Origin of the sequence: Chromobacterium sp. ASV23 (assembly GCF_016428945.1) — a bacterium.
Classification (GTDB): Bacteria; Pseudomonadota; Gammaproteobacteria; order Burkholderiales; family Chromobacteriaceae; genus Chromobacterium; species Chromobacterium sinusclupearum.
In genome coordinates, this window is record NZ_JAELTR010000064.1 from 1 (window position 1) to 21,893 (window position 21,893).

A 21,893-nucleotide genomic window follows, 5' to 3' on the forward strand; every position below is an offset into this window, starting at 1 on the left:
GATCAGCGACGCCGACATCGACGAAGGCCTGAAGCGCCTCGACGCCGCCATCGCCGACCTGCTGTCCGCCAAGTGATGACGCGCCGCGCGGCATTCCCGCGCGGCCGTCGTCTTTGCCCCCGATTTTGCAGTCACGACCCCGCCTGGCGCCGGGTTGCGGCTGCGGCTGCGCCGGAATTTCGCGGCGCTGCGCCAACCCAGGGAGGAAGTCCCATGTTTACTGTGCGTCCCGTCCGCACTTCGGACCTGCCGGCCATCGAGCGGCTGGCCCGGGCCAGCGGCATCGGCGTCACCAGTCTGCCGAGCAACCGCGAGAAACTGTTCGAGCGCATCCAGCAGTCGGTCAGCGCTTTCGAGCACGAAGCCACCGGCGAAGCCAGCCGCGACTACTACATGTTTGTGCTGGAGCAGGGCGGCGTGGTGGCCGGCACGGCGTCGATCTGCGCGTCCGCCGGCTTCGACGAGCCGTTCTACAGCTATCGCAGCGAAACCGCCGTGCATGCCTCGCGCACGCTGGGCGTGCACAACCGCATCCATGTGCTGAACATCTGCCACGACCTGACCGGCACGGTGCAACTGTGCGGCTTTTATGTCGACAGCGGCCTGGAGGCGATGGCGGCCGAGCTGATGTCGCGCGCGCGCCTGCTGTTCATCGCCGGCGAGCGCGAGCGCTTTGGCCGCCGCATCATCGCCGAGATGCAGGGCATCCACGACGATGCCGGCCAGTCGCCGTTCTGGAACGCCATTGGCCGCCGCTTCTTCAATATGGATTTCCTGCAGGTGGAGCAGGCCTTCGTCAGCCATAGCAAGACCTTCATCGCCGAGCTGATGCCGAGCTACCCGATCTACGTGCCGCTGCTGCCGGACGAGGCGCAGCAATCCATCAGCCAGATCCATCCGAATTTCGAGCGCGTGTGCCAGTTGCTGTGCAACGAAGGCTTCGAGGCCGACAACTATCTGGATATCTTCGATGGCGGCGCGGTGCTGACCGCCGAACTGGACCGGCTGAAAACGGTGGAGCACAGCCGGGTTTATCCGGTGGAAATCCAGGCCAGCCTGCCGGCCCAAGCCAGCCTGCAATTGCTCAGCAATGATCGTCTGGCCGGTTTTGCCGCCACGTTCGCCCGCGTGGCGGTGGTGGACGGCGTGGCCTTCCTCAACCCGGACGCGGCCAAGGCGCTGGGCGTGGCCAGCGGCGACGCGGTGCGCGTAGCCGGTTTGCAGCAAGCATAAGGAGAGCGGGCCATGATGTTTATTCGTCCCGTAGCGCACAAGGATTTGCCGGGTCTGATGGATCTGGCGAGAAGCGCCGCCAGCGGCGGCGTCGGGCTGACTTCGCTGCCGATCAACGAAGACCGGTTGCAGAAGCGCATCGCGCGTTCGGTGCTGTCGTTTTCCGGCGAACTGGACCGGGCCGATCACGGCTATGTGTTCGTGCTGGAGGATTCGGAAAACGGCAAAGTCGCCGGCATTTGCGCCATCGAGGCCGCCGTCGGGCTGAAGGAGCCCTGGTACAACTATCGCGTCGGCACCATCGTCCATGCGTCGGAAGAGCTGGGCGTGTACAGCCGTCACGAAACGCTGTTCCTGTCCAACGACCACACCGGCTACAGCGAGCTGTGCACGCTGTATCTGCACCCGGATTACCGCATCAAGCGCAACGGCGGCCTGCTGTCCAAGAGCCGCTTCCTGTTCCTGGCGCAGTTCCCGCAGCTGTTCGGCAAGATGGTGGTGGCGGAGATGCGTGGCGTGTCCGATGAAAACGGCTGCTCCCCGTTTTGGGAGGCGCTGGGCCGGCATTTCTTCTCTATTGATTTCGCCAAGGCGGACTATCTGACCGGCATCGGCCAGAAGGCCTTCGTCGCCGAGCTGATGCCCAAGCATCCGGTGTATGTGGACTTCCTGCCGCCGGAGGCGCAGGCGGTGATCGGCCTTACCCACGAGGCCACGCGGCCGGCGCTGGCGATGCTGGAATCGGAAGGTTTCCGCTACGAAGGCTATGTCGATATCTTCGACGCCGGTCCGACCGTGCAGGCGTATAGCGGCGACATCCGCGCAGTGAAGGAGAGCCAGCGGCTGCCGGCGCGCGTGGTCGATCCGCTGCCGGACGGCGACAAAACTTGCTATCTGGTGTGCAACGACGCGCTGGAAGGCTTCCGCGCCGTGCTGGCGGAGTCTGCCGCGCCGCAGGGCGAATTCAGCCTGACGCCGGAGTTGGCGCGGGCGCTTGATGTCAAGGATGGCGATCACGTGCGCTGCGTGGCGCTGACGCCGAAGGAGGCTGCGTAATGACGAACTTGTTCATCAATGGCCAATGGCTGGCCGGCGAAGGCGAAGCCCTGGCCAAGACTAATCCGGCCGACAATGCCCCATTATGGAGCGGACGCGCCGCCAGCGGCGCCCAAGTGGATGCGGCCGTGCGCGCCGCCCGCGCCGCCTTTCCGGCGTGGGCGCGCGCCGGCCTGGAAGCCCGCAGCCAAGTGGTGCGCCGCTTCGGCGAGCTGCTGACCGAGCGCAAGACGGAACTCGCCAGGATTATCGCCCAGGAAACCGGCAAGCCGCTGTGGGAGGCGACGACGGAAGTCGCCACCATGGTCGGCAAGATCGACATCTCGCTGAAGGCATTGGCCGAGCGCACCGGCGAGCGCGCCGCGGCGATGGGCGACGCCCAGGCGGTGCTGCGCCACAAGCCGCATGGCGTGGTGGCGGTATTCGGCCCGTACAACTTCCCCGGCCATCTGCCGAATGGCCACATCGTGCCGGCGCTGTTGGCTGGCAACGCGGTGATCTTCAAGCCGTCCGAGCTGACGCCGTGGACCGCCGAGGCAACCGTCAAGCTCTGGGCCGAGGCAGGCCTGCCGGCCGGCGTGATCGGCTTGCTGCAAGGCGCGAAGGATACCGGCGTTGCCCTGGCCGGCCATGAGGGGCTGGACGGCCTGTTCTTCACCGGCAGCTCTGCCACCGGCGCGCTGCTGCACAAGCAGTTCTCCGGCCGCCCGGACAAGATTCTGGCGCTGGAAATGGGCGGCAACAATCCGCTGATCGTCGGCGAAGTCGCCGATATCGACGCGGCCATCCATCATGTGATCCAGTCCGCCTTCGTCTCCGCCGGCCAGCGCTGCACCTGCGCGCGCCGCCTGCTGGTGCCGCAAGGCGAGTGGGGCGACCGTTTCGTCGCCCGGCTGGCAGACGTCACGGGCAAGCTGCGCGTCGGCAAGTACGACGCCGAACCGGCGCCGTTCCTCGGCGCGGTGATTTCCAATGCCGCCGCCGATGCGCTGCTCAAGGCGCAGGACGCCTTGATCGCCGCCGGCGGCAAGCCGCTGCTGGCGATGCGCCGGCTGGAAGCGGGCGCGGCCATGCTGACGCCGGGCATCATCGACACCACCGATGCCGTCCGGCCGGACGAGGAGTTCTTCGGCCCGCTGCTGCAGCTGATCCGCTACGCCGATTTCGACCAGGCCATCGCCATCGCCAACGACACCCGCTTCGGCCTGGCCGGCGGCGTGCTGTCCGACAGCCGCGAGCTGTACGACCGCTACTGGCTGGAAAGCCGCGCCGGCGTGGTCAACTGGAACAAGCCGCTGACCGGCGCGTCCAGCGCCGCGCCGTTCGGCGGCATCGGCGCGTCCGGCAACCACCGGCCCAGCGCCTACTATGCGGCCGACTACTGCGCCTACCCGGTCGCCTCGCTGGAGTGCGACAGCCTGACGCTGCCGGCGCAGCTGTCGCCCGGCATCGTGCTGTGAGGGGAATGCGATGAACGCCTATGAAGTGAATTTCGACGGTCTGGTCGGCCCGACGCACAACTACAGCGGCCTGTCCTTCGGCAATGTCGCCTCCACCAGCAACAGCAGCGCGGTATCCAATCCCAAGCTGGCGGCCAAGCAAGGCTTGCAGAAGATGAAGGCGCTGCACGACCTGGGCTTCAAGCAGGGCGTGCTGGCGCCGCAGGAGCGGCCCGACGTGGCAGCGTTGCGCAAGCTCGGGTTCGGCGGCAGCGACGCCGAGGTCATCGTCCACGCCGCCAAGGAAGCGCCGACCATCCTGGCGGCGGCGACTTCCGCATCGAGCATGTGGACGGCCAACGCGGCCACGGTCAGCCCGTCGGCCGATACCGCCGACGGCCGTGTGCATTTCACGCCGGCCAATCTGAACAACAAATTCCACCGCTCGATCGAGCATCCGACCACGCGCCGCGTGCTGCAGGCGATGTTCGCCGACGAAGCCCGCTTCGCCGTGCACGAGGCGCTGCCGGCGCAGATGCACTTCGGCGACGAGGGCGCGGCCAACCATACCCGTTTCTGCGCCGATTACGGCCAGCCGGGCGTGGAGTTCTTCGTGTTCGGCGCGGCGGCCTTCGACATGCGTTACCCGAAGCCGGCCAAGTTCCCGGCGCGGCAGACGCTGGAAGCCAGCCAGGCGGTGGCGCGGCTGCATGGCCTGGCAGAGGATGGCGTGGTGTACGCCCAGCAGGATCCGGACACCATAGACGCCGGCGTGTTCCACAACGATGTGATCTCGGTAGGCAACGGCGAGGTGCTGTTCCATCACCAGCAGGCTTTCTTGAACCAGGCCGCTGTGCTGGACGAGATCGCCCGCAAGCTGGCGGCCCGCGGCGGCCGTTTCACCGCCATCGAGGTTCCGCGCGCCGAGGTGACGGTGGAAGAGGCGGTGAAGAGTTATCTGTTCAACAGCCAGCTGCTGTCCAAGCCCAATGGCAAGATGCTGATCGTGGTGCCGGAAGAGTGCCGCAATAGCGAGAGGGTGTGGAGTTATTTGCAGAAGTTGGCCGCCAGCGGTGGAGCGATAGACGAAGTCCGCGTGTTCGACCTCAAGCAGAGCATGCAGAACGGCGGCGGCCCCGCCTGCCTGCGGCTGCGCGTGGCCCTGAATCAAGCGGAGCTTGCCGCGGTGAACCAGAAGGTGTTGATGAGCGATGCGCTGTTCGACGCGTTGAACGGCTGGGTGGACCGTCACTACCGCGACCGCCTGGCGCCGGCCGACTTGGCCGATCCGCAGCTGTTGACGGAGTGCCGCGGCGCCTTGGACGAGTTGACCCGGATATTGGGTTTGGGCAGCGTCTATCCCTTCCAGCTGGTTTGATCCAATCTCAAACCATAAAGCCCGTTCCGGCCGTCTGGTCGGGGCGGGCTTTTTGCTATTGCAACGCTTAGCGTGGCTTAACAAATCTATCATCCCGCTATCCGGCGCGAGGGCTATGTTCAAAATTGGCATGTATTTTGCAAGTCATCGTGGTGTGGGCGGGATGTCACAACGTGCCGAAACATCTTGTTGCAGATTTTTTGGACGGCGACATTGGCCTGAAGAATGGATAGCAAGTGGTACTGTAGATTGTATGCAATTGAACAATGCTCATATTCAAGTGTTCGCAATCGCTGCTGGTGCAGGGTGTCGCGTGTTCGGATGTGAATAAAAGACATGGGCAATATGACTGAAATGTAAAAGTGGCAGTAGAGGGCAAAGAGTTTACCCAATGGTAGCGGCTGGAAAAATTCCATCTGAAGGTTTTGGTATAAAATTCAATAAAATCAATTGGATATTTTAATTTAAATGAATTTCCCAGGCGGCGGATTTTACCGGTCTTCGTAATTGACAGTCGATTGGATACATGGTGATAATCGGTTCGCCTGTCGGACAGAAGCCAAAATCAAGGCCCGCGGCAGGCAAACAAAACAGGCAGCAGTCAATAAGAGGGAATACCCCCGCAAGCTGCCGGCAGACAAACAGAGGAGATCTCCAATCGTGGACATATTTCTGCAACAAATCCTGAACGGCCTCGTTCTGGGTAGCATCTACGCGCTGATCGCGCTGGGCTACACCATGGTGTACGGGATCATGGGACTGATCAACTTCGCCCACGGCGAAGTGGTGATGTTCGGCGCCATGGTAACCATCACCGTCATCACTACGCTGATGGGCGCGGGCATTAATCTGCCGGGGCCTGCCCTGGTGTTGATCGGGCTGCTGGTGGCGGTGCCCGCCTGCATGCTGCTCGGCTTCGCCATCGAGCGCGTCGCCTACCGGCCGCTGCGCGGCAAGCAGCGCCTGGCGCCGCTGATCACCGCCATCGGCGTTTCCATCGTGCTGCAGCAAGTCGCCATCCTGATCTGGGGCCGCAACTACATTCCGTTCCCGCAGATTCTGGACCATGACGTGGTGACCATCTTCGGCGCCAGCATCACCAAGCTGCAAATCCTGATCATCGTGCTGTGCCTGGCCATCATGGCCGGCCTGCTCTTGATGGTGGAAAAGACCAAGCTGGGCCGCGCCATGCGCGCCACCAGCCAGAATCCGGCAGTCGCCGGCCTGATGGGCGTCAACGTCAACCACATCATCTCCGCCACCTTCGTCATCGGCTCCGGCCTGGGGGCGATCGCCGGCGTGATGGTGGCCACTAACTACGAACAGGCCCACTACTACATGGGCTTCATGATCGGCTTGAAGGCCTTTACCGCCGCGGTGTTGGGCGGCATCGGCAATCTGGGCGGCGCGGTGGCCGGCGGCATTCTGCTGGGCATCATCGAAAGCCTGGGCGCCGGTTATATCGGCACGCTGACTGGCGGTTTCCTCGGTTCCAACTATCAGGACATCATCGCTTTCTTCGTCCTGATCATGGTGCTGATCTTCCGTCCGTCCGGCTTGCTGGGCGAAAAAATGGCCGACCGCGCCTGATCCGGAGGAGGAAACATGAATCTGAATACTCTGGATATCAAGAAGAAGATGGCGCTGTTCGCTCTTAGCGCCGTCGCGCTGCTGGTGTTGCCTTTTATCGTGGGCGGCGCGCTGGGCAACTCCTGGGTGCGCATCATCGACTTCGCGCTGTTGTATGTGATGCTGGCGTTGGGCCTGAACATCGTGGTCGGCTTCGCCGGTCTGCTGGACTTGGGCTTTATCGCTTTCTACGCGATCGGCGCCTATACCTACGCCTTGCTGAGCTCGCCGCATTTCGACATCCACTGGCTGTTTTTCCTGACGATTCCGCTGGGCGCGGCGCTGGCCTCGCTGGGCGGGGTGCTGCTAGGGACGCCGGTGCTGCGGCTGAAGGGCGACTATCTGGCCATCGTGACGCTGGGCTTCGGCGAGATCGTGCGCATCTTCATGAACAACCTGAACTCGCCGATCAACATCACCAACGGTCCGCAGGGCGTCAACCTGATCGACCCGATCCACATCGGCGATGTTTCGCTGGGTAGAACCATAGAGCTGTTCGGCCTGAGCTTCCACAGCGTCTACCTCTACTACTACCTGTTCCTGGCGCTGACCGTGGGCGTGGTGATCATGGCTTTCCGCCTGCAGCACTCCCGTATCGGCCGCGCCTGGGTGGCGCTGCGCGAGGATGACATCGCCGCCGCGGCGATGGGCATCAATATCCGCAACATCAAGCTCTTGGCCTTCGGCCTGGGCGCGCTGTCCGGCGGCGTGGCCGGCGGACTGTTCGCGTCCTTCCAGGGCTTCGTGTCGCCGGAATCGTTCAGCCTGCTGGAATCCATCATGATCCTGGCGATGATCGTGCTGGGCGGCATGGGCCATATCCCGGGCGTGATCCTGGGCGCGGTGGTGCTGACCATCGCGCCGGAAATCCTGCGCGACGTGATCGGCCCGCTGCAGATGAAGACCTTCGGCCGCATGATTGTGGACCCGGAAAACGCCCGCATGCTGTTGTTTGGCCTGGCGATGGTAGTGATGATGCTGGTCCGTCCGGAAGGGATGTGGCCGTCCAAGCGCCGCAAGGCTGAATTCCAGCATGCAAAAGAAGAAGCGGCTGCGCAGAAAGGTTAATCATGGCTGAAGTTTTGCTGAAAATCGAAGGCATCCATAAGCGCTTCGGCGGCCTGCACGCGCTGAGCGACGTGGGCTTGAGCATCAACAAGGGTGAAATCTACGGTCTGATCGGCCCCAATGGCGCCGGCAAGACCACGCTGTTCAATGTGTTGACCGGCCTGTATGTGCCGGACGAGGGCAAGTTCGAGTTTGCCGGCCACAACCTGTTCCAGCAGAAGCCCCATGTGGTGGTGGAGGCCGGCATCGCGCGGACCTTCCAGAACATCCGGCTGTTCGCCGAGATGACGGCGCTGGAAAACGTGATGGTGGGTCGTCACATCCGCTCCAAGGCCGGCGCCTTGGGCGCCGTGCTGCGCGACAAGGGCACCATGGCCGAGGAGCGCGACATCGAGGCCAAGGCCTGGGCGCTGCTGGAGTATGTCGGCATTGCCGATGTGGCGAATGAGCGCGCCCGCAACCTGTCTTACGGCCACCAACGCCGTCTGGAGATCGCCCGCGCCCTGGCCACCGAGCCCAAGCTGCTGGCGCTGGACGAGCCGGCGGCCGGCATGAACCCGAAGGAAACCGAAGAGCTGAAGGCGCTGATGAGCAAGGTCCGCGCAGATGGCGTCACCGTGCTGCTGATCGAGCACGACGTCAAGCTGATGATGGGCCTGTGCGACCGCATTGCGGTGCTGGATTACGGCAAGAAAATTGCCGAAGGCGTGCCGGAAGAAGTGCGCCGCAATCCTAAAGTGATCGAAGCCTATCTGGGAGCGGCCCACGCATGAGCATTCTGGAAGTCAAAAACCTGCAAGTGGCCTATGGCGGCATTCAGGCAGTCAAGGGGATCGATTTTCACATCAACCAAGGCGAGCTGGTCACGCTGATCGGCGCCAACGGCGCGGGCAAGACCACCACGCTGAAGACCCTGGTGGGCATGGTGAAGAAGTCCGGCGGCAATATCGTTTACGACGGCAAGGATGTGGCGTCCATTCCGTCTTATGATTTTGTTCGCCATGGCCTGGCCATGGTGCCGGAAGGCCGCGGCGTATTCGCCAAGCTGACGGTGGAGGAAAACCTGCAAATGGGGGCCTACTACCGCGACGACAAGGCAGCCATCCAGAACGAGATCGAACACGTCTACGAGCTGTTTCCGCGGCTGAAGGAGCGCCGGCTGCAGCTGGCCGGCACCCTGTCCGGCGGCGAGCAGCAGATGGTGGCGATGGGCCGCGCCATGCTGTCCAAGCCCAAGCTGCTGTTGCTGGACGAGCCGTCCATGGGCCTCGCGCCCATCATCGTCGAGAAGATCTTCGAGATCATCCAGATGATCGCCAAGCAGGGCGTGACCATGTTGCTGGTGGAGCAGAACGCCAAGCTGGCGCTGGAAGTGTCGCAGCGCGGCTACGTGATGGAAAGCGGCCGCATCACCATGAGCGGCAACGCCAAAGAGCTGCTGGACGACCCGCGCGTGCGCAACGCCTATCTGGGCGAATAAGCTCCGCCTTCTCACGGACCCCCCCGCCGGCCTCGCCCGCGGGGGGGTTATTATTTCCGTCCGCTCCGGAGGGGCAGCGGGTAGGGTTCAACCCGGCCGACGGCATCCAGAAAGTCGGCGTCGTGAGAGATCAGCAGCATCGCGCCCGGGTAATGCTGCAATACGTCGATGACGTGCTGGCGGGTGAGGAGGTCCAGATTATTGGTCATCTCGTCCAGAATCAGCAGCGCGGGCGGACGGGCGGCGATCAGCGCCAGCGACAGCCGGGCTTTTTCTCCGCCGGACAGCGTGGCCACGTCGGCGTCCACCGCGGCGTCGTCGCGGAACAGGAAATCGCTGAGGAAATGGCGCAAGCGCTGCGGCGGCCAGTCTGCCGCGCGCTGGCGCAGCGTTTCCAGAACCGAGACGCCAGGGCGCAGCGTGGCGTAATGCTGGTCCAGATAGCCGATTGGGGCCGGCGTCAGCCAGTCGCCGCCCAGCCGGCGCGCCGGCGCGACACCGGCGATGGCGCGCGCCAGCGTGGATTTCCCCGAGCCATTGCCGCCGGCCAGCGCCAGCCTTTCTCCGCGCGCCAGCCGCAGGTGGATGCCGTCGAGCACGGGGCGCTGGTAGCCGACGCTGCCATCGCTGATCTGCAACACCAGGCCCGTCGCACGCTCGCCTTCTATCAGCTGAAAGCGCGGCGCGATGCGTTCCGGCAGGCGCAGGGACGAGAGCCGGTCGTTCACTTCGCGCCGCTGCTCGGCCAGCTCCGCCTGCTTGCGGCCGGCGGTGGTGTTGCCGCGCCCCAGTTTGGTGGGCGATTTGATCGTGGCCCACTTGCTTTCAGCGATGCTGCGCGCGCCGCGCTCGCGCGCTTTCCCGGCGCGCTCCTGCTCGCGCATGCGGGCTTGGTGTGTCGCTTCCTGCTCCCGTCTCAGGCCGGCGCGTTCTCTTTCCAGCGCGGCGCGCTGTTGTTCCCGCTCGCGCAGGAAATCGGCGTAGCGGCCCGAGAAGATTTCGATCTGGCCATCGCCGATATGCCAGATGCTGTCGCAGACTTCATCCAGCAGCGCCAGGTCGTGCGTCACCAGCGCGATGGCGCCGCCGAAGCCGCGCAGCATGCGGCTCAGGGCGCGGCGGTTGCGGGTGTCGAGATGGTTGCTCGGCTCGTCCAGCAGCAAGAGGTCGGGGTGGCCCGCCAGCGCCTGGCTCAAGGCTTGATTGACGCGTTGGCCGCCGCTGAGCTCCTCGTATCGCTCCACGATTTGCGGCAGGTAGCCGATGCGCGCGGCCTCGGCGCGGAGGATGCGGCCGGGCTCAGACGGCAGTTCGCCCAGCAGCATTTTCAGCAGCGAAGACTTGCCGCTGCCGTTGGCGCCGACGATGCCTATGCGTTGGCCCCAATCGATTTGGGCGTGGAAGTCGGAAAAACAGGTTTTGTGCGGGAAGGCAAGGCTGAGGCCTTGCAGTTGCATGATGGGCATGAGAAATCTCGCGTCAGGGTGGTTTCAAGCGCCGCTTGTGTGGCTACCGGCCCCGTAGTGGGGCATTACGCGAGAACGTGGCTCATGTCGAAGGATTCCAATCAAATATCCTGCCATTTTTCCAAAAAGCGCCGCTTTTGACAAGGCGTATTTGACGAGGGCGCGCCGCATGGCGGCGCGCCAACTGCCAAGACGAGCTTATTGCTTCTTTTCGGCCGCCTTCTCTTCGATCTTGGCCTTGCATGCCGGAGAGATCTTTTCCTTGTTTTCTATGAGACAGGCCTTGATCTGCTCGCGGCCTTTCTTGCCGGCGCACAGCTTTTGCGCGTCGTCCTTGCAGGGCGTGTCGCTGGAAGCGAAGGCGGAGGCGGCGAAACCCAGCGCGCAGAGGGCGATCAGCAATTTTTTCATTTTGGCGGTCCTTATGTTGTTGATTGAGGCGAAAGTGCCCGTAAGCGCATATGCGGCTAATGGACGCGCTATTTTGTTCAGCGCATGCTGATAGCTCAAGTAAATGTGTATTAAAGATTTTGCTTTTGGCATACAAATCTACAAGATTTTGCCAGCTGCAGGCTATCTTGGCCGGTGTCTAAGTCCTCTGGAAATGATATTGGAATTGGTGCGCGGTGCGCGTCTGTCGTATGCTTGCGCGCACCGCTTCTTGCGCAAGGAAGAATATGTATAGCCTTACGGTTTTGTGGCACCAATTGCTGGGCGCCTTGTTGCTGCCTCCGCTGATTTATCTGCTGCCGATTGTATTGGGCGCGCTGCTGCTCAGGCGTTGTCTCCGTTGGGGCAGTGGATTGCTGGCCTTGGGCGTCGTGCTGGGATATCTGTTGTCCATCCCGCAAACGGCGATGTGGCTTGCAAGCCATGTCGAGCGTTACCCAGTGGCCAGCGCAGCGCAGTTGCAAGCGGTTGAGGCCATCGTCGTGCTGGGCGGCGGTAAGAAGCCGGCGCCGGAATATGGCCGCAACGAGCCGTCCGCCGATACGCTGGCCAGGCTGCGCTATGGCGCTTATCTGGCGCGGCAGACGGGCAAGCCGCTCTTGGTGACGGGGGGCGCGCCGCTGGGCGGCGAGCCCGAGGGCGAGGTGATGGCTCGCACGCTGCGCGAGGATTACGGCCTGACGCCGCGCTGGGTGGAGCGCCGCTCGAACACCACCTTGGAAAATGCGCAATTTTCGGCCGCGCTGCTGCGGCGTGACCATATCCAGCGGATTGCATTGGTCAGCCAGGGCTGGCATCTGGCGCGGGCGGTGCCGTTTTTTGAACGGCAGGGCCTGAGCGTGCTGCCGGCGCCGACCGCCCTCATCCGTTACGATGGCGGCGGCGTGTTCTGGTGGATACCAAGCGGACGCGCGCAGCAGGAATGTCACTCCCTGCTGCGCGAGTACCTGGGGCAGTTGTTCTATTCTGTCCGCAAGGATGGTTGAGTGACCTGGTCTTGCGGTCTGCACAGGCAGGCCGCCAGCGCGCAGACGGCCAGCACCGCGCCGAGTTGCTGGACCATGCCGGACAAGCCCAGCATCGCGCCCAACAGCAGGTAGTAGCTGAGGCCGAACAGCGCGCCGGCTGCGCCGGCCTGTTCGCGGTAGTGGCGCAGGGCCTGGCTCATCACATTCGGCAGCGCGATGCCGAAGGACACCATCACGCCGGCCATCGGCAACAAGATCCAGGCGGATTCGCGCAGCAGCCAGGCAGCCAGCCCGGACAGCAGGGCCAGCGCGCAAGCCTGGCGAACCAGCGCCTCCGTTTGTCCGCCGCGCGCCAGCAGCTTGCGGTTGAGCAGGCTGCCTGCCAGCGAGGCGGCGGCGAGCGCGGCTCCGGTCCAGCCGAATTCTGTGGCGCTCCAACCGAGTTTATCGAACAGGAACGGCGCCAGGCTGTAGTAGCTGAAGATCATGGTATTGAACAGCGCCACCAGCATGGCGTTGCGCCAGAGCGCGCCATCGCCCGCCATACGCCTGGCCAGTTTGGCCATATCGGGCCGCGCGGTATTGGCCGGACGGGTTTCCGGCAGCATCAGGGCCGTGAGCGCCAGCAGCAGGCCGGCCAGCGCCAATAGCGCGGTAAACACGCCCAGATGGCCGTAGCCGCTGACCAGCCAGCCGCCGCTGATCAGGCCGAGCACCGGGCTGACCGCCAAGGCCGCCCCTATCACCGAGAACACGCGGGCCAGCAGGGTGGAGTCGTAGCTGTCGCGCAGCATGGTCTGCACCACCACCGAACCGGCGGCCGCGCCCAGGGCGGCGACCACGCGAGCCAACAGCAGCATGCTGAAGTCGGTGGCGATCAGCGCCAGCGCCGAACCCGCTCCATAGCAGGCCAGCCCCAGCAGCATGGCGGGCCGGCGGCCCAGGCGGTCGCTCAGCCAGCCCCACAGCGCCACGCCGACGGCGAAGGCGATGAAGTAGACGGACAGCGTCTGAGAGGCCTGCGACTCGCTCACGCCGAAGACCGCGGCGATATCCGGCAGGGCCGGGCTGTAAATGGTTTCCACCAGCTGCGGGAACATGATCAGCAGCGTCAGCAGCCATAGCGGAGGACGGGTCATCGTTTTCATGTCGATTTCCTTTCTTTTGACGACCGCCAGTCTAGTGATCAGGAGTGTGTCTGATTACAATGATAGTGACTTTATCTATAAGAAATCGGACAGATGGCGAAAATAGCCGCCAATCAGGCATTCGACGCGGATGGTTTCGACGCGCCGGTCATCGGCATTGCCGCCGATATGGGTGTGCATGACTCAGGCCTTCACGGCCATGGCCGCCATCAATTGCTGTTTGCCGCGGCCGGCTGCATGAGCATCGAGCTGGAGCATACCCTGTGCCTGCTGCCGCCCAGCCGCGCCGCCTGGATTCCCGCCGGCATGATGCATCGTGTGCAATCGCGCGGCGTAGTGGCTTATCGTTCGCTGTATTTTGAGCGCGATTTGCCGTTTGCCGCGCCAGGCTTGCAGGTGGTGGAGGTCAATCCCTTATTGCGCGAGGTGATAGAGCGCATGGCGCTCTGGCCGTGGGACATGGCGGCCGAGCGGCAAGCCAGCTTGCTTCAGGTGTTCGGCGAAGAACTATTGGCGGCGCGCAGCGAGGACTGGCGCCTGCCGTTCCCGGCGGATCCGCGGCTGGCCTCCTGGCTGGACGCGGTGCGCCGCGGCGATTTGCCGCCGCGGCTGAACCAGCTGGCGGCGCGGGTGGGTGCATGCGAGCGGACGATCAGCCGGATCTTTCTGCGCGATACCGGCATGAGCTATCAGGATTGGCGCCAGCAGTGGCGGTTGCTGAAGGCGATGGAGCGGCTGGCGGATGGCGCGGGGGCCGGCGAGGTGGCGCAGGAACTGGAGTTTGCCAGCGATAGCGCCTTCATCGCCTTTTTCCGCCAGCATGCGGGTGTGACGCCTGCGCGCTACGCGCAGGCGCGGGGTTCCTAGTCCAGGGTATCCAGATAATCGCGCGCCGGCCAGTTGGCGCTGCGTTTCCAGGGCTGCTGCGCGCTGGGCGGCAGCGCTTTCGGCTCCACCGTGATGGTTTCGCGTTGGCGGCCATCGGCGCTCTGCAGCGACACGCGCAGCGGCATCTGCCAGCGCTGGCTCCAGCGCAAGGTCTTGCCGGCCTTGGTGTAGATAATGGTGTCGGCGTTTTCGTTTTTCTTGGCGAAGCCGCGCAGTTGCGCGATATCCACCAATTGGCTGGCGCGCGCCCAGGAGCCGTCGAAGCCGGCGTCGCTCCATTCGCGCCGTTCCACCACGATTCTCTCCTGCTTGGCGGCGTGGATGAATTCCACGTTCAACTGGCCTTTTCCGTCTTGCCAGACATGGCGTGGCGCGGCGGCAAAGTCCAGGTGCTGGTGGCCGTCGTCGTCATGGCGATGCGGCACGGCGGCGCCCAGCCGCTCGCGCCAGACGTGTCCGCCCTGGCGCACCCATTTTTCGCTGTAGCGCAGGGTTTTTTCCACGCCGTCGGCCCCCTGGCTGACGGTTTCGTAGCGGACGATGGCCTGCAGATCCGGCAGGGCGGCCGCCGCCTGCTGCGCCCACAACGCCAGCGCGGCGATAAGCAAAACTTTCATTGATGTTTCCTGAAGGGGAGAGGCGTGCGGCGCTTGAGCCGCGCGCCGGAGAGGGTTACAGGCCGAGCGCGGATTTCACCAGGCCGAATACCTTGGTGTTGTCCATCACGCCCTTGAAGCCGCTGCTGCCGGCGCCGCCGGACATCAGCATCACGTCGCCGCCGCCGTGGGTTTCGCTGGACAGGCGGATGCCCGTTTCCTGCTGATAGTCATCCGCTGTGGCGGTGGCGGAATCGACCGACACTCGGCTGGGTTTGCGGTTGGGGCCGTTGCCGAAGACCAGTGTGGTGTAGACGGCGCCATTGGCGTCTTTGGCCGCTTGGCCGTCCACATAGCTGCGGGCGATGTCGTGTATGGGATTGCCGCGCTTGGAGTAGCCGTTGATGGTCATGGTGTGGTCATGATCGGCAGTGACCACGACCAGCGTGTTTTTCAGATCGACTTTGGCCAGCGCGGTCTTGATGGCGTCGTCGAAGGCGATGGTGTCCACCAGCGCGCGCTTGGCATTGGTGCCATGCAGGGCGTGGTCGATGCGGCCGCCTTCCACCATCAGCACGTAGCCGTTGCCGTTCTTGGACAGCACGTCTATCGCCGTGGCGGTCATCTGCGCCAGGCTCGGTTGATCCAGCTTGTTCTTGACCCGGTCCAGCTCGTAGTCCAGATGGTCATTGGCGAAGATGCCCACCACGCGGCTGGCGGATTTGGCGTCGAAGGCGGCCAGCTGGCTGCCGGTTTGCAGCACCGAATAGCCCTTGGCGGCGAACTCCTGCAGCAGATTGCGGCCGTCGCTGCGTTTGCCGCCTTTTTGCGTGGCAGGCAGCAGGAACTTGGCGCCGCCTCCCATCAGCACATCCAGGCCGTTGCCGAGCTTGGCGTTGTAGCCGGCGCCGCCGGGCACCGCCTGGGCGATGATGTCGGATTCGGCGTCGCGGTGGCAGACGTGGGCATAGGTGGCGGCCGGGGTGGCGTGGGTGACGCGGGTGGTGGTGACGGCGCCGATGGCCTTGCCCTTGGCTTTGGCCAGCTCCAGCAGGGTGGCGACGGGCGCGCCGTTATTCGCGCCGCAGTTGCCGGTGCCATCCTTATTGGGCTCGATGGCGCGGGTGTCGGGCGACATGGAGATCACCTCGTTGTTCATCTTCACGCCGGTCATATACGCCGCCATGGACGGCGCGCTGTCGGTGGTCTGCGCGTCGTTGGAGAAGGTTTTGATGCGGGCAGTCCGGTCAAGCTTTTCCATGCTGAGCTTGCCGCTCTCGCCATACTGGTAGATGCGCGAGGCGGTGACAGTGGCGGGGCCCATGCCGTCGCCGAGAAAAAAGATCACGTTCTTGGCTTCGCCGGCAGCCTGAGCCGGCGTGGTATGCAGGGCGGCCAGCACGGCGGCGGCCAGCAGGGTTTTCATCACGGTTTGCATATTCTTGTTCTCCAGTGGGCTTAGAGGCCGGCGGCTTTCTTGACGATGCCGAATACTTCGATGTTTTCCAGGAAGCCGCGGATGCTGTCCGCGCCCTGGCCGATGGCGCCGATATAAACATCGGTGCCGCCGTGGGTCTCGCCGCCTGCAGGCATCGGAATGGCCGCTTCCTGGTGGTAGTTGCTGCCTGACACCGCATCGTCGGTCAGCGCGGCGGCTGCGCTGCGCTTGTCGTTCACCCGGTTTTCGCCATTGCCGAAGCCGATGATGGTGTAGGGAATGCCGTCGGCATCGGTCAGGTTCTTGCCGCTGGCGTAATCCTTGGCCAGACCCAGCACGCCAGGATTGTCCGACGTGGTCTTGCCGGTGCGCTTGGCGTAGCCGTTCAGCACCAGGGTGTGGTCGTGGTCGGCGGTGACGACGATCAGCGTGTTTTTCAGGCCGGGATCGCGTTGCTGCATGGCATCGATGGCGGCCTGGATCGCCTGGTCGAAGGCGACGGTGTCCTGCAGCGCCTTCTTGGCGATGGTTTCATGCAGCGCGTGGTCGATGCGGCCGCCTTCCACCATCAGGAACATGCCCTGCTTGTCGCTGCGGCCCGCCAGCATGGCAATGGCTTTGGCGGTCATTTCGGCCAAGCTCGGTTCCTTGCCGGCGTCGCGGTCCAGGTCATAGCTCATGTGGCTGCTGGTGAACAGGCCGACGGCGCGGCGGGTCTTGGCCGGGTCGATGGCGTTGAATGCGGCTTTGTCCGCCGCGTAGCCATAGCCCTTGGCCTTCAGTTCCGCCACTAGGTCGCGGCCGTCGGCGCGCTTGCCGCCGGCGCTCTTGGGCTGGAAGAACTGGCGCCCGCCGCCAAACACCACGTCCACGCCGTCCAGCAGGGCGCTGTTGTACTGCGCGCCGCCCGGCACCAGTTGCGCGGCGATGTCGGACTCCGCGTCGCGATGGCAGACGTGGGCATAGGTGGCGGCGGGAGTGGCGTGGGTGACGCGGGTGGTGGTCACCACGCCGGTGGCCCAGCCTTTAGACTTGGCCAGCTCCAGCAGCGTGGAAACCGGCTTGCCGTTGCCGGCGCCGCAGTTGCCGGTGGCGTCCTTGGTCGGCTCGATGGCGCGGGTGTCGGACGACATGGAGATGACTTCGTTGTTCATCTTCACGCCGGTCATATACGCCGCCATGGACGGCGCGCTGTCGGTAACCTGAGCATCCTGCGAGAAGGTTTTGACGAAGCCGGACTCCGGCAGCGTGTCCATGGTCAGCTGGCCATCTTCGCCCACGGCGTAGATGCGGGCGGCGGTGGTTGTGGTGATGCCCATGCCGTCGCCGAGGAAGAAGATGACGTTCTTGGCGCTGGCGCTGGCCGGGGGCTTGGTCTCGGCATTGTCTTGCGGAACCGCGCGGCTGGCGCTGCCGTCGCTATTGCAGGCTGCGAGGCCGAAGGCCAGCAGGATGCTGGCGCTGAGGGAGAAGATGCGCATTGAATCTACCTTTTTTATGAAAAAATGCGCAATTAGGGTAATTTTCTAATGTTTCATCCAAAGTAAATTGTTATTAAATGTTAAGCGGTGTTGTTTTTCAGGCTTTCCACAGCCGGGCGAGGAACGATACGCGCACTCTGGCTTCGTCGGCATGGCAGGGGGCGACGATGCGCAGCCCCGGCTTGCTGGTGTCGCGCAGCAGCGGTTCGCCGTAAGTCGGGCCGTCGCCGCGGCGGATGGCGGCCACCATCGGCTCCCGCGGTTGGGCGCCGGAGGCGGTCACCACGCAGATTTCGTCGCTGGCCAGGCGGACGAAGCTGCCGGGCGGGTAGATGCCGATTTCGCGGATCAGCAGCGTGATGAAGGCCAGGTCGAATTCGCGGTCTTTGCGTTGGAATATCTGCCCCAGGGCGGTGGCGGGCAGCAGGGCGGAACGATAGCGGCGCGGCAGCAGCTTGGCGCAAGTGATGTCGGCCAGGTGCAGCAGATGGGCCGGCGGCAGGATCTGCTCCTTGGTCAGGCCTTGCGGGTAGCCTGTGCCTTCCCAGGACTCGTGGTGCGTTTGCACCAGGGTGTGCCACAGCTGGTCATCGATGCCGGCCTCGCGCAGGATGGCCGAGCTCATCAGCGGATGATCGCGTATGGCCTGTCGCTGGTGTTCGTTGAGGCTGGCGCGCTGGCCGTACAGTTCGTTCTGCAGCTCTACTTGCGAGATATTCATCGTCAGCGCTGCGCAGATCAGGATTTCGCGGTGGCGCGGCGGCAGCTCGACGCGCCGGGTCAGGATGGCCAGCAACGCGGCGGTGTGCAGCGAGTGCGCCACGCTGTATTCGCTGAACGGCACCAGGAAGATGGAGGCGACCAGCGCGTCGTGATGGTTTTCCGCCATCCGGATCAGCGCCTGGGTCAATTCCATGATCCGCGCTTCCAGATTCGGTATGGTCAAGGCGCGGTGCAGCACGTTACGGACCCGCACTTGCAGGAAGGCGATGTCTTCGAACAGCGACAGTTTGCTGAAGTCGTTGAGGTTGGGCTTGTCCAGCGCGCGGACATCGGCCTTGGCCTCGGCGTAGCCCATTTGGACCAGCTTCTGCTTCAAGTCCGGCGACAGCACATAGTGCCCCCGCTTGAGCAGCAGAAAGCCGGTATCCGAATAAACGTCGACGGGCAGCACCTTGCCGACTTCCACCATCGCGGAGTAGATCTTGGCCGGTTTTTTTGTGGAATCCACAGTCATGAAGAATTACCGCTTGAAATATCCAAGGTTTTACAAATGATAATCCAAGGGCATGACAAGCTGGCAATTTTCACGGTCAACGCGGCAAGTCGCTCCAAATCTTCAATAAGCGCTTAACAGAGACGGGGTAAGGTGTTTTTAATTCCTGTGCGAACAGGCTGACGCGCAGCTCTTCCAGCATCCAGCGGAACGCCATCACTTCCGGCGCCGGCTCGCCCTGTTCGCGTTGTTCCGCCACTCTTTGTTCCCACTTTTGCCACAGATCGCGGATTTCCGCGGCGCGCTGGCCATCGCGTTGCGGGTTGGCCGGCTGCTTGTCCATGCGCAGGCTCATCGCCTTCATGTAGCGGGGAAGATGGGGCAGCTGGCTCCACGGCGTATCGCTGAGGAAACCCTTGTAAACCAGCCGCTCCAGCTGGCTCTTCAGCTCGTAACCCAGCTTGTGCTTTTGCAGCTTGTTGGCGAGCGGCGTGTACTCGGCCGCGATCTGCTGCAGATATTGTGCTACCGCCTGGATCACGGCCGGCAGCCGCGTGCGGGCGCGGGTCTTTTGATCATTGAAGGCTTTTTCGCTGCGCGGCAGCGCGTCCTCGCCGATGAAGGCGCGGTCGCAGATGCAGGCGATGGCGTCAGCCAACAGCTCGTCGACATTGGCCACGGCGCGCAATTGCAGGCCGATTTGCGTCATGCCGGGCAAACCCTTGCCCAGCTGCTTCATCTGCTCTTTCAATTGCAACTGTAATAGCCGCACCACGCCTTGGCGGTGGTGCTTTTCCGCCACGGCCTGGGTATCGAACAGACGGATGGCGACGCGGTCTTCCTCCAGCGTCAGCGCCGGGTAACCGGTGAGCTGCTGGCGGCCGCGGGCGAACTGGATGCTCTCCGGCAGGTCGCCGAAGTCCCAGGCTTTGACGTCGTCGCGTTCGAACTCGGCGCTGGTGTCGCGGAAAGTCAGCTGCGCCGCCTGGCCGAACTGTTTCTGCAGCGCAGCCAGGTCGCGGCCCATGCCGATTTCCTGCTTGCCGTCGTCGATGACGCGGAAGTTGAACAGCATGTGTTCCGGCAGCTCCTGCGTGTTGAACTCGTCGATGTCCACCTTGACGCCGCCGGTCTCGCGCAGGATGAAGCGCGCCAATTGCGGCGCGATGGGCTGCTGCAGGTCCGGATTGCTCAGCAGGAAGCGGGTGACGAAGTCCGGCACCGGCACGCAGCAGCGGCGGATCTGCTTGGGAAGGCCCTTGATCAATTGCTGCAGCTTGTCGCGGATCATGCCCGGCACCAGCCATTCAAACGGAGCCGGCTGCAGGCGGTTCAGGATGGCCAGCGGCACGTCCAGGGTGACGCCGTCCAAAGGATGTTTAGGCTCGAAGCGGTAGCGCAGCTTCAGCTTGCCGTCCTCCAGCTCCAGCCATTCCGGGAACTGGTTTTCCGTCACGTGCTGGGCGGCGTGGCGCATCAGCTCTTCGCGGGTCAGGTGCAGGAGCTTGGGTTCGGTTTTTTCCGCCTCCTTGCGCCAGGCTTCGAAGCTGGCGGCATCGACGACGTCGGCCGGGATGCGTTCGCTGTAGAAGGCGTACAGCGCCTCTTCGTCCACCAGCACGTCCTGGCGGCGAGCCTTGTGCTCCAGCTGCTCCACCTCGCGGATCAGCTGCTGGTTGCGCTGGAAGAACGGCGCGTTGCTGACGTATTCCATATTGACCAGCGCGCCGCGGATGAACAGTTCGCGCGCTTCCTCCGGCGCGATGCGGCCGTAGCTGACGGCGCGGCGCGGGATCAGCGTCAGGCCGTACAGTGTCACGCGTTCGCTGGCGATCACTTCGCCGCGGCTCTTTTCCCAGTGCGGTTCGAAGTAGTGGTACTTCACCAAGTGGGGGGCCAGCTTCTCCACCCATTCCGGCTCGATCTTGGCCACGCAGCGGGCATAGAGGCGGGTGGTTTCCACCAGTTCGGCCGCCACCAGCCATTTCGGCTTGGCTTTCTTCAGGCCGGAGCCGGGGAAGACGTGGAAGTTGACGCCGCGCGCGCCTTGGTAGTCGTCTCCTTCCTGGTTCTTCATGCCGATATTGCCGATCAGGCCGGTCACCAGCGCCTTGTGCAGGTTTTCATAGGCCACCGCGTCCACTTGCTGGCGCTTTTTCTGCGTCATCTGCGCGTCCGGCTGTTCGGCGTCGGCATGGGCCTCGTCGCGGGTGATCAGCCCCAGCTCGCTGGCGATCTCCGCCAACTGCGCGTGCAGCTCGCGCCACTCGCGCATGCGCAAATAGGACAGGAAATGGTCGTGGCAGGCGTTGACCAACTGGCGGTTGGATTTCTTGTGCTTCAGCGCGTCGGCGAAGAAATCCCACAGGTGCAGGAAGGACAGGAAGTCCGATTTCTCGTCGTTGAAGCGCGCCTGGGCCTTTTCAGCCGCATCGCGGGCCTCGAACGGCCGCTCGCGAGGGTCTTGGATGCTCAAGGCGGCGGCGATGATCAGCACCTCGCGCGCGCAGTGGAAGTCGCGGCCGGCGAGCAGCAGGCGGCCCACTTTCGGGTCCACCGGAATGCGCGCCAGCTCCTTGCCGACGGCGGTCAATTCACCCTTGTCGTCCACCGCGCCCAGCTCGGTCAGCACTTGATAGCCGTCGGCGATCAGGCGGCTGCTCGGCGCCTCCAGGAAGGGGAAGGCGTCTACCTTGCCGAGGCGCAGCGCGGCCATGCGCAGGATGACCGCAGCCAGGTTGGAGCGGACGATTTCCGGGTCGGTGAAGGCCGGGCGGGCATTGAAATCGTCCTCGGCATACAGGCGCACGCAGATGCCGGACTCCACGCGGCCGCAACGGCCGGCGCGCTGGCGGGCGGCCGCTTGCGAAATTTTCTCGACTTGCAGCTGCTCCACCTTGGCGCGCGGGCTGTAGCGGTTGATGCGGGCCAGGCCGGTGTCGATCACGTACTTGATGCC

At 63.9% G+C, this 21,893-nt stretch carries 19 protein-coding genes; 10 read left to right on the top strand and 9 right to left on the bottom strand.

Annotation, left to right across the window (positions count from 1 at the left end):
• A partial coding sequence (locus tag JHD59_RS22900) for a hypothetical protein (protein WP_233164398.1) occupies positions 1 to 196 on the bottom strand: 196 nt, incomplete at its 3' end.
• Between the two features lie 17 nt (positions 197 to 213).
• On the opposite strand from JHD59_RS22900, the gene aruF reads away from it, so the two are divergent.
• The 8 genes from aruF (at position 214) to JHD59_RS18940 (ending at position 9,283) form a co-directional block, all read left to right on the top strand.
• Positions 214 to 1,233, top strand: coding sequence for an arginine/ornithine succinyltransferase subunit alpha (aruF, locus tag JHD59_RS18905; RefSeq protein WP_071110186.1), 1,020 nt, complete (start codon positions 214 to 216; stop codon positions 1,231 to 1,233).
• A gap of 12 nt (positions 1,234 to 1,245) precedes the next feature.
• Positions 1,246 to 2,289 (top strand): arginine N-succinyltransferase, encoded by a 1,044-nt coding sequence (gene astA, locus JHD59_RS18910; protein ID WP_233164399.1) that lies wholly within the window; start codon positions 1,246 to 1,248, stop codon positions 2,287 to 2,289.
• On the top strand, positions 2,289 to 3,749 hold the full coding sequence (gene astD, locus JHD59_RS18915) for a succinylglutamate-semialdehyde dehydrogenase (RefSeq protein WP_199155378.1): 1,461 nt from the start codon (positions 2,289 to 2,291) through the stop codon (positions 3,747 to 3,749). The genes astA and astD overlap by 1 nt, the downstream gene beginning before the upstream one ends.
• 10 nt (positions 3,750 to 3,759) lie before the next feature.
• Positions 3,760 to 5,106 (top strand): N-succinylarginine dihydrolase, encoded by a 1,347-nt coding sequence (astB, locus tag JHD59_RS18920; protein WP_199155379.1) that lies wholly within the window; start codon positions 3,760 to 3,762, stop codon positions 5,104 to 5,106.
• Between the two features lie 660 nt (positions 5,107 to 5,766).
• Positions 5,767 to 6,696, top strand: coding sequence for a branched-chain amino acid ABC transporter permease (locus JHD59_RS18925; RefSeq protein WP_103319797.1), 930 nt, complete (start codon positions 5,767 to 5,769; stop codon positions 6,694 to 6,696).
• Positions 6,697 to 6,711: 15 nt separating this feature from the next.
• The gene (locus JHD59_RS18930; RefSeq protein ID WP_103319799.1) at positions 6,712 to 7,803 is read left to right on the top strand and encodes an ABC transporter ATP-binding protein; all 1,092 of its coding nucleotides are present in this window, start codon (positions 6,712 to 6,714) and stop codon (positions 7,801 to 7,803) included.
• Positions 7,804 to 7,805: 2 nt separating this feature from the next.
• Positions 7,806 to 8,576: an ABC transporter ATP-binding protein gene (locus JHD59_RS18935; RefSeq protein WP_103319802.1), complete on the top strand. Its 771-nt coding sequence runs from the start codon at positions 7,806 to 7,808 to the stop codon at positions 8,574 to 8,576.
• Entirely contained in the window at positions 8,573 to 9,283 is a 711-nt protein-coding gene (locus JHD59_RS18940) for an ABC transporter ATP-binding protein (RefSeq protein WP_043629458.1), read from the top strand. The genes JHD59_RS18935 and JHD59_RS18940 overlap by 4 nt, the downstream gene beginning before the upstream one ends.
• A 50-nt stretch (positions 9,284 to 9,333) precedes the next feature.
• On the opposite strand, the gene JHD59_RS18945 is transcribed toward JHD59_RS18940, so the two are convergent.
• Positions 9,334 to 10,749, bottom strand: a complete 1,416-nt coding sequence (locus JHD59_RS18945) for an ABC-F family ATP-binding cassette domain-containing protein (RefSeq protein ID WP_199155380.1) — start codon at positions 10,747 to 10,749, stop codon at positions 9,334 to 9,336.
• Between the two features lie 198 nt (positions 10,750 to 10,947).
• Complete coding sequence (locus tag JHD59_RS18950; RefSeq protein ID WP_071110181.1) at positions 10,948 to 11,160, bottom strand: hypothetical protein; 213 nt, start codon at positions 11,158 to 11,160, stop codon at positions 10,948 to 10,950.
• A 266-nt stretch (positions 11,161 to 11,426) separates the two neighbouring features.
• On the opposite strand from JHD59_RS18950, the gene JHD59_RS18955 reads away from it, so the two are divergent.
• Positions 11,427 to 12,185 carry a YdcF family protein gene (locus tag JHD59_RS18955; protein WP_199155381.1) on the top strand — a complete coding sequence of 253 codons (759 nt, stop codon included), beginning with the start codon at positions 11,427 to 11,429 and terminating at the stop codon, positions 12,183 to 12,185.
• On the opposite strand, the gene JHD59_RS18960 is transcribed toward JHD59_RS18955, so the two are convergent.
• On the bottom strand, positions 12,161 to 13,315 hold the full coding sequence (locus JHD59_RS18960; protein WP_199155382.1) for a Bcr/CflA family efflux MFS transporter: 1,155 nt from the start codon (positions 13,313 to 13,315) through the stop codon (positions 12,161 to 12,163). The genes JHD59_RS18955 and JHD59_RS18960 overlap by 25 nt on opposite strands.
• 93 nt (positions 13,316 to 13,408) lie before the next feature.
• On the opposite strand from JHD59_RS18960, the gene JHD59_RS18965 reads away from it, so the two are divergent.
• Positions 13,409 to 14,182: a helix-turn-helix transcriptional regulator gene (locus JHD59_RS18965; protein WP_199155383.1), complete on the top strand. Its 774-nt coding sequence runs from the start codon at positions 13,409 to 13,411 to the stop codon at positions 14,180 to 14,182.
• Here the strand turns inward: JHD59_RS18965 and JHD59_RS18970 are convergent.
• The 5 genes from JHD59_RS18970 to hrpA form a co-directional block, all read right to left on the bottom strand.
• The gene (locus tag JHD59_RS18970; RefSeq protein WP_199155384.1) at positions 14,179 to 14,820 is read right to left on the bottom strand and encodes a hypothetical protein; all 642 of its coding nucleotides are present in this window, start codon (positions 14,818 to 14,820) and stop codon (positions 14,179 to 14,181) included. The genes JHD59_RS18965 and JHD59_RS18970 overlap by 4 nt on opposite strands.
• 55 nt (positions 14,821 to 14,875) lie before the next feature.
• Positions 14,876 to 16,237: an alkaline phosphatase gene (locus JHD59_RS18975; RefSeq protein ID WP_233164400.1), complete on the bottom strand. Its 1,362-nt coding sequence runs from the start codon at positions 16,235 to 16,237 to the stop codon at positions 14,876 to 14,878.
• Positions 16,238 to 16,257: 20 nt separating this feature from the next.
• Positions 16,258 to 17,718 (bottom strand): alkaline phosphatase, encoded by a 1,461-nt coding sequence (locus JHD59_RS18980; RefSeq protein ID WP_199155385.1) that lies wholly within the window; start codon positions 17,716 to 17,718, stop codon positions 16,258 to 16,260.
• Positions 17,719 to 17,815: 97 nt separating this feature from the next.
• Positions 17,816 to 18,955, bottom strand: coding sequence for an HD-GYP domain-containing protein (locus JHD59_RS18985; RefSeq protein WP_103319817.1), 1,140 nt, complete (start codon positions 18,953 to 18,955; stop codon positions 17,816 to 17,818).
• A gap of 76 nt (positions 18,956 to 19,031) precedes the next feature.
• A partial coding sequence (gene hrpA / locus JHD59_RS18990; RefSeq protein ID WP_199155386.1) for an ATP-dependent RNA helicase HrpA occupies positions 19,032 to 21,893 on the bottom strand: 2,862 nt, incomplete at its 5' end.

Excerpts from the sequence above, each read along its gene's own strand:
- astA (WP_233164399.1), top strand. The coding sequence starts at position 1,246 with ATGATGTTTATTCGTCCCGTAGCGCACAAGGATTTGCCGGGTCTGATG.
- JHD59_RS18975 (WP_233164400.1), bottom strand. The coding sequence starts at position 16,237 with ATGCAAACCGTGATGAAAACCCTGCTGGCCGCCGCCGTGCTGGCCGCC.
- JHD59_RS18980 (WP_199155385.1), bottom strand. The coding sequence starts at position 17,718 with ATGCGCATCTTCTCCCTCAGCGCCAGCATCCTGCTGGCCTTCGGCCTC.
- JHD59_RS18970 (WP_199155384.1), bottom strand. The coding sequence starts at position 14,820 with ATGAAAGTTTTGCTTATCGCCGCGCTGGCGTTGTGGGCGCAGCAGGCG.
- JHD59_RS18955 (WP_199155381.1), top strand. The coding sequence starts at position 11,427 with ATGTATAGCCTTACGGTTTTGTGGCACCAATTGCTGGGCGCCTTGTTG.
- astD (WP_199155378.1), top strand. The coding sequence starts at position 2,289 with ATGACGAACTTGTTCATCAATGGCCAATGGCTGGCCGGCGAAGGCGAA.
- astB (WP_199155379.1), top strand. The coding sequence starts at position 3,760 with ATGAACGCCTATGAAGTGAATTTCGACGGTCTGGTCGGCCCGACGCAC.
- JHD59_RS18965 (WP_199155383.1), top strand. The coding sequence starts at position 13,409 with ATGGCGAAAATAGCCGCCAATCAGGCATTCGACGCGGATGGTTTCGAC.
- JHD59_RS18945 (WP_199155380.1), bottom strand. The coding sequence starts at position 10,749 with ATGCCCATCATGCAACTGCAAGGCCTCAGCCTTGCCTTCCCGCACAAA.
- JHD59_RS18985 (WP_103319817.1), bottom strand. The coding sequence starts at position 18,955 with ATGACTGTGGATTCCACAAAAAAACCGGCCAAGATCTACTCCGCGATG.
- aruF (WP_071110186.1), top strand. The coding sequence starts at position 214 with ATGTTTACTGTGCGTCCCGTCCGCACTTCGGACCTGCCGGCCATCGAG.
- JHD59_RS18940 (WP_043629458.1), top strand. The coding sequence starts at position 8,573 with ATGAGCATTCTGGAAGTCAAAAACCTGCAAGTGGCCTATGGCGGCATT.
- JHD59_RS18950 (WP_071110181.1), bottom strand. The coding sequence starts at position 11,160 with ATGAAAAAATTGCTGATCGCCCTCTGCGCGCTGGGTTTCGCCGCCTCC.
- JHD59_RS18930 (WP_103319799.1), top strand. The coding sequence starts at position 6,712 with ATGAATCTGAATACTCTGGATATCAAGAAGAAGATGGCGCTGTTCGCT.
- JHD59_RS18935 (WP_103319802.1), top strand. The coding sequence starts at position 7,806 with ATGGCTGAAGTTTTGCTGAAAATCGAAGGCATCCATAAGCGCTTCGGC.
- JHD59_RS18960 (WP_199155382.1), bottom strand. The coding sequence starts at position 13,315 with ATGAAAACGATGACCCGTCCTCCGCTATGGCTGCTGACGCTGCTGATC.